The following is a 6,113-nucleotide window of genomic DNA, read 5'->3' as shown; positions in this document are numbered from 1 at the left end:
TCCATGGGATGAGCGCACAAATAATTAAGATAGGGAAAATATAGAACGTAATGACACGGAAAACAGTGCCTCGAATAACGCGTGGTAATATTTTCTCAACATCTTTTGTCTCTGTCACTGCTACGCCAACAAGTTCCGCGCCACCATATGAAAAGACAACAACTAGAAACGCTGATGCCACACCAGTTAAACCAAATGGCATGAAGCCACCATTTCCAGTAAGATTTTCTGCTGGGCTAACTGCTGAACTTGGGACGATACCAAAAATCAAACATGCCCCTAAAATAATAAACAAGATTAATGTTGTTATCTTAATACCGGCAAACCAAAATTCTAATTCACCGTAATTTTTTACCTGCGTTAAGTTAATGGCGATAATAAGCACACCACAGATAAGTGACAATACCCACAACGGCATATCAAACCAATACTGTAAAAAACTACCTGCAGCAACGATTTCAACTGTGGTAACAATCACCCAGTTAACCCAATAAAGCCATCCCGTTACAAAAGCACTGCGTGACCCCATTGCTTTATGAATTAACATTTGCACATTATGCTTGGGATGAGCTAATGCCATTTCAGCTAAAGCTGTCATCACAATCAGCAGTAATAAACCACCTGCAAGATAGGCAAAGACAACAGCTGGTCCAGCTTTTTGTAGTGTTTCTGCACTTCCTTTAAAAATACCCGTTCCTATCATACCCGCCAAAGCGATGAATTGTACATGGCGTCCGCTTAATCCTTGTTTCAGTTCTTTCTGATTTTCTTGAATTGACATGCGATTAATTTCCTCCAATTAAATATCCTCAATAGATTCTTATTAAGTCTAATACACTTTTTATAAAATTACTATTGTTTTTTCTGTGACAAAGGTCTATAATTATATCACTTTTAGATTAAGCGCATGCAAACGCTACCATTGTTTAACTATTTACAGCATACAATTGTTAGTAATTTAAAAGGATTGTCACAAAAAAGGGGAGTTCTTTTTTTAATACCGCTCTCTATGGTATATTATTGTTAGATAAACTTTTTTTGAAAAAATTTGGAGGTCGAAACTATGGAGCCGAAAGCTCTAAAACATAATTTTGAATTGAAACTAGTTAACAAAGATGATGTCACACAATTTAATGAATTATTACGTTACGTTTTTCAAGTAACAAGTGATGATTTACAAACATTTGGCTGGGAAGAAGATGAAATTAAACAAGCAAAATTACCAGTGCTTGAACAAGCCGATGTCATCGGTTGGTTTGATCAACAAAAATTAATATCACAAATCGCTATTTATCCTTTTACAGTCAATATTTTTGGGACAGAATATGCAATGGGTGGTGTTACAGGTGTTGGTACTTATCCAGAATATGCTGGACTTGGTTTAATGAATCAATTGATGGTGAGTGCATTAGAAAAAATGCGTGAAAACCAGCAATATATCTCGTATCTTTATCCCTACTCAATTCCGTTTTACCGTCGCAAAGGTTGGGAAATAATCAGTGATAAAATGACATTTACTGTAAAAGATACACAGCTCCCTAAAACGAAACAAGTATTAGGCATGGTTGAACGTACTGAATGTGATGATCCACTTATCTTTGATATTTATAATCGTTTTGCGTCACAGCAACACGGCAGTATGATTCGTAACCAACTCGCATGGGATGAATATTGGCGCTGGGAATCAGATGAAATGATGGCTGCTGTTTACCGTGATACTGAAGGCACGCCTACTGGTTTTTTATTTTATCGATTAGCCGATGAGGTCTTTTACCTGAAAGAAATGGTCTTTCTGAATGAAGAAGCCCGTATTGGTTTATGGAACTTCATTTCAGCTCATTTCTCAATGGTGACCGAAGTTAAAGGTTCAACTTATACAGATGAGCCACTTGCCTTCTTATTAGATGATAGTGAGATCAAAGAAACAATTTCTCCTTATTATATGGGAAGAATTGTTGATGTTTTACCTTTCCTTGAGAAATTCCCATTCAAAACGTTATCAAAAATAAACGGTGAATGGCTTTTTAAAGTTGAAGATCCTTTAGCTGATTGGAATCGTCATACGTATCGACTCACATTTTGTGATGGCAAAATAACAATCGCGCTTACTGATAAAGAAGCTGATTCCGTTATTAATATTCCCACACTTACAACGATGTTCCTAGGTTATAAACGCCCCACGTATTTGCAAAAAATCGGGCGTTTACAAGCATCACCTGAACACGTTCAATTACTTGAAAGTATTATACCAACAGACGTCCCTTACTACTCTGATTACTTTTAAGTGATAGTTAGCTTGGAGTTCTAGGGATATAAAATAAAAGCAGGGATTTCTTATCCCTTCTCTAAAGATTCGAAAAAACCAAAAAGAAGAGTGGCCTAACCAATTAACTGTTAGGTCACTCTTCTTTTTACTCGTTTTCTTGCAAAATCAACTGGTAAAAATCAACATCGAGCCAGCGATTAAATTTATATCCGACTGCTTTTAAACGTCCTGAAAACTCGAATTCTAATTTCTTATGTAAGTAAATACTTGCTTCATTAGAGCTATCAATCCCTGCAATCATCGTATGATAACCCTGTTGACGAGCTTCTGCAATTAAAGTTGTCATTAATAATGTCGCAATTTTACGCCCTGAAAATTGTGGGTTAACATAAATTGAATGTTCTACGGTATGTATGTAACCGGGATAATCTCTAAATACACCATATGTAGCATAACCTACAACCTGACCTTCTAGTTCAAACACAAATAATGGCCAGTTCGCAGCCAACTTTTCTTTAATCCATTGCTCGCGATTAGCGACTGTCACAGGATCATTAGCATAAATAGCTGTAGTGTTGAGTACAGCATCATTATAAATAGTTTGTATCGCTTCTGCATCTTTCAATTCTACGTGACGAATCATCTGCTTCTCTCCTTAGTTCATCATTTGTGCAAGTGTTTCAACTTCAATTTGGCCTGGTGCACTAGCTTGCTGCAACGATCCAAATGTCAGTGCTGACCCACTAAACGAACCAATAACACGGCTAACTTGTCCCAATTCTCCCATTGACATGGTGATAACTGGTTGTCCTTTTGAGCGCCCTGACAATAATAGGGTTGCTTCTAGCAATCGCAATACATCCATTTTAGTTTGTGGCATTACCGCTAGTTTAGGGATATCACCACCTAATTGTTCTGCTTTTGACAATAACGTCACCATTGCTTCTAACGAAGGTGTTTCTTCAAAATTATGATGAGATACTAATGACACTAAACCGTTTGATTTTGCACTTTGAATTAATGAACCACTCATCTCTTCTTCCCATGCCTGCTCAATATCAATTGCATCAAAAAAGGAGCTATTTATTGCCCAATTTAATAATTCACTGTAAGATTCGGCGGTTACTTGTGCAAGACCACCTTCTCGCATTGTTCGACAAGTGAAAATTACTGGTGTTTCTCCAATCTCAGCTTTAATTAGTTGTGCAATTGCTTCGCATTCTGTTCGCTCTTGCCATTTATCCAAACAATCAACACGCCATTCAATCATATCAATCGCCTGTTTTTTTTGCTTAAACAACATAATTTCTGTTTTAATAGCAGCCTTATTATTACCTATAAAAGAAACACAGCGTTTGGGTGCCCCTTCTCCAATTGTAAGATGACCAATTCTCACTGTTTTAACCATGAATTCACTCACCTCTTTTTCTGAATGTTATCTTGTATTTAGTCTACACTGTCTGTAAAGATTTGAAAACATTTTTCTTTTTATGATTTTAGCTAAAATCATAAATTGTAGTTCCCCCTACTAATTGTTATATTTAAATAGAAATATGACTATGCTTTACATGGAGGGAAATTAATGAAAAAAATGAAGTTAGCTCTACTTGTTTTATTAAGTATTATTGTTTTAGCAGGTTGTGGTAAGTCTGCTAAAGAAGAATTTTTTGATGCTGCTAAAAAAACAGCTACAGAAAGTTCAAGCAATGATTTTTCAATGAAGATAAAAGATATCAAATTAACATCTGATATGAGTGGGGACCCGTCGGTTAATGCCATGGTGACTCAATTGAAAGACATTAAAGTAACTGGTTCTATTCAGCAAGATGTTAAAGAAAAGTTATCTGCCACTGACTTGAAAATTGAGGCACTTGGTCAAAAGCTACCCTTAAGCTTTATTAGCAAAAATGATGATATGTATCTCTCATTAGACATTTTAAAAGGGATTGCAAATATCTCTACTCAGTTTGGTGCTAGTTTACCGTTTGATGAATTAACATTTAAAGAGGTTGAAGGTAAATACATCAACATCTCCGAAAAAAACGAATTGGATATTGATACTAAAAATGCAAAAGCATTTGGTAAGGATTATCAAGTATCAGTAGCAAAATACTTTGACTCGCTCAGTGAAGAGCGCTTCACTAAAAAAGATGATGTTGTTACGTTTTCTATCACCAAAAAAGACATTGTCGAATTAGCTAAAGAATACAATAAAGTTGCGAAATCGAAAAAGACTTATGCTGAGTATGTTATTCCTGATCTTGATAAAGTCATAAAATCATTACCAAAAAACATCACTCTTAAAATAAACAATAACACTAAATCGCAAGCGTCTGATATGACAATGCTTATTGAATTTGATAAAAATGAGCAAGTACCAATTAAGTCTGTAGAATTATTGTATACGCTAAAACCTAATGATAAAAAAGTTGCTATCAAGGTACCTGCTAAGAAAAACATTATGACAATGGATGAAGTATCCGAGCTTTTAGCTGCTACTGAAGAGTCCCAATTGAACGCTTCTTATGACGATGTTAAAATCGATGATGCTGAATTTAATCAGTTGCTAGAAGCAATCACAACAGAAGATTTAAGTGCTTTAACCAAAAATGATATCGATTCACTTTTAGCAAATTATAAAGAAATTCTAACACCTAAACAATATAAAGCGATGGAAAAAGCTTTATTAGAGAATAAATAATAACAAAATGTTGTATCCCCTGAGGTACAACGTTTTTTTTTTTAGAAAAAATTGTTTCTTACTTAAATTTGATTTCTTTTAAAGTGTTTGTTTTTTTGAAGATTACACTACACTTTATGAACTTGTAATAAATAACAAGATTGTTATAGTTATAATATGAACATTTATAACTAAGGAGTGGGGAAATGAAAAAAATAAAGTTAGCGTTACTGATTATCTTGAGTGTTATTATTTTAGCAGGTTGTGGTAAATCTGCTAAAGAAGAATTTTTTGATTATACGAAAAAGAACGTTACAGAGAATTCAAGCAACGATATCTCAATGACCATTAAAGATATTAAACTAACAGCGGATATGAAAGATTCGCCTGAAGCCAACGTGATGGTTACTCAATTAAAGGACATTAAAGTAACCGGCTCGATGCAACACGATGTATCGGAAAAAGCAACAAATACAAAGTTAAATATTGAAGCACTCGGACAAAAAATACCGTTAGAATTTATAAGTAAAAATGACGATATGTATTTCTCTTTAGATATTTTCAGAGGGATTTCAAAAATAGCTTCTCAGTTTAACTCAGAATTACCCTCTGATGAAAAGACTCTTAGCGCTTTTGACGGTAAGTACCTTAAACTTTCTGATGCAGATACTTTAGAAATAGACAGCAAAAGCGCAACAAATCTTACTAAGGAATTTCAAAAAGAGGTATCTAACTATTTCACTTCACTAGACGAAGAACGTTTCACAAAAGAGAATGATGTGGTTACTTTTAAACTAACTAAAAAAGATGTTGTTGTTTTAGCTGAAAAATTCAATACACTTTCTAAATCTAAAAAAGAATACAAAGAATTCGTTATCCCTGATTTCGATGAAATGATTAAAAATCTTCCTAAAGCACTTGATGCTAAATTTAATTTAAATACTAAAACAAATGATCTTGCTGTGGCACTGACTTCTACTTTTGATAAAAAAGATGAAGGTTTTATTGACTCAATTGAGGTTTTATATAACTATAAACCCAATGATAAACAGGTAGCCATTAAACTACCTGCGAAAAAAGAAATCGTTAATGTTAAGGAAATCGAGGCTATTTTAGCGCCTTATCTAAGTGATGAGCTTGATGAAGAACTTGATGAAGAACTTGATG

6 protein-coding genes are annotated in these 6,113 nt (G+C 34.4%); 3 read left to right on the top strand and 3 right to left on the bottom strand.

What is annotated here, in order from left to right; genetic code table 11:
• On the bottom strand, positions 1–775 hold a 775-nt coding region (locus IKV95_RS01335; protein WP_287451330.1), incomplete at its 3' end, for an amino acid permease.
• Positions 776–1,063: 288 nt separating this feature from the next.
• Here IKV95_RS01335 and IKV95_RS01330 point away from each other — a divergent pair.
• Positions 1,064–2,284 (top strand): GNAT family N-acetyltransferase, encoded by a 1,221-nt coding sequence (locus tag IKV95_RS01330; protein WP_029091912.1) that lies wholly within the window; start codon positions 1,064–1,066, stop codon positions 2,282–2,284.
• A 127-nt stretch (positions 2,285–2,411) separates the two neighbouring features.
• Here IKV95_RS01330 and IKV95_RS01325 read toward each other — a convergent pair whose 3' ends face one another.
• Complete coding sequence (locus IKV95_RS01325) at positions 2,412–2,909, bottom strand: GNAT family N-acetyltransferase (protein WP_029091909.1); 498 nt, start codon at positions 2,907–2,909, stop codon at positions 2,412–2,414.
• 12 nt (positions 2,910–2,921) lie between these two features.
• Complete coding sequence (gene aroD / locus IKV95_RS01320) at positions 2,922–3,674, bottom strand: type I 3-dehydroquinate dehydratase (protein WP_069125654.1); 753 nt, start codon at positions 3,672–3,674, stop codon at positions 2,922–2,924.
• Positions 3,675–3,848: 174 nt separating this feature from the next.
• On the opposite strand from aroD, the gene IKV95_RS01315 reads away from it, so the two are divergent.
• Positions 3,849–4,967 carry a hypothetical protein gene (locus tag IKV95_RS01315; RefSeq protein ID WP_287451329.1) on the top strand — a complete coding sequence of 373 codons (1,119 nt, stop codon included), beginning with the start codon at positions 3,849–3,851 and terminating at the stop codon, positions 4,965–4,967.
• Between the two features lie 185 nt (positions 4,968–5,152).
• Positions 5,153–6,113, top strand: a 961-nt coding sequence (locus IKV95_RS01310; protein ID WP_287451328.1) for a hypothetical protein, incomplete at its 3' end; no start/stop codon positions are given.

The organism is Brochothrix sp., assembly GCF_017549435.1.
GTDB classification, from domain to species: Bacteria; Bacillota; Bacilli; order Lactobacillales; family Listeriaceae; genus Brochothrix; species Brochothrix thermosphacta.
Note: the sequence above shows the minus strand (reverse complement) of the source record. Positions and strands in the feature narration are given on the sequence as shown.

What these genes read in the sequence shown, in the direction of transcription:
- IKV95_RS01325 (WP_029091909.1), bottom strand. Translation starts at nt 2,909, where the DNA reads ATGATTCGTCACGTAGAATTGAAAGATGCAGAAGCGATACAAACTATT.
- aroD (WP_069125654.1), bottom strand. Translation starts at nt 3,674, where the DNA reads ATGGTTAAAACAGTGAGAATTGGTCATCTTACAATTGGAGAAGGGGCA.
- IKV95_RS01330 (WP_029091912.1), top strand. Translation starts at nt 1,064, where the DNA reads ATGGAGCCGAAAGCTCTAAAACATAATTTTGAATTGAAACTAGTTAAC.
- IKV95_RS01315 (WP_287451329.1), top strand. Translation starts at nt 3,849, where the DNA reads ATGAAAAAAATGAAGTTAGCTCTACTTGTTTTATTAAGTATTATTGTT.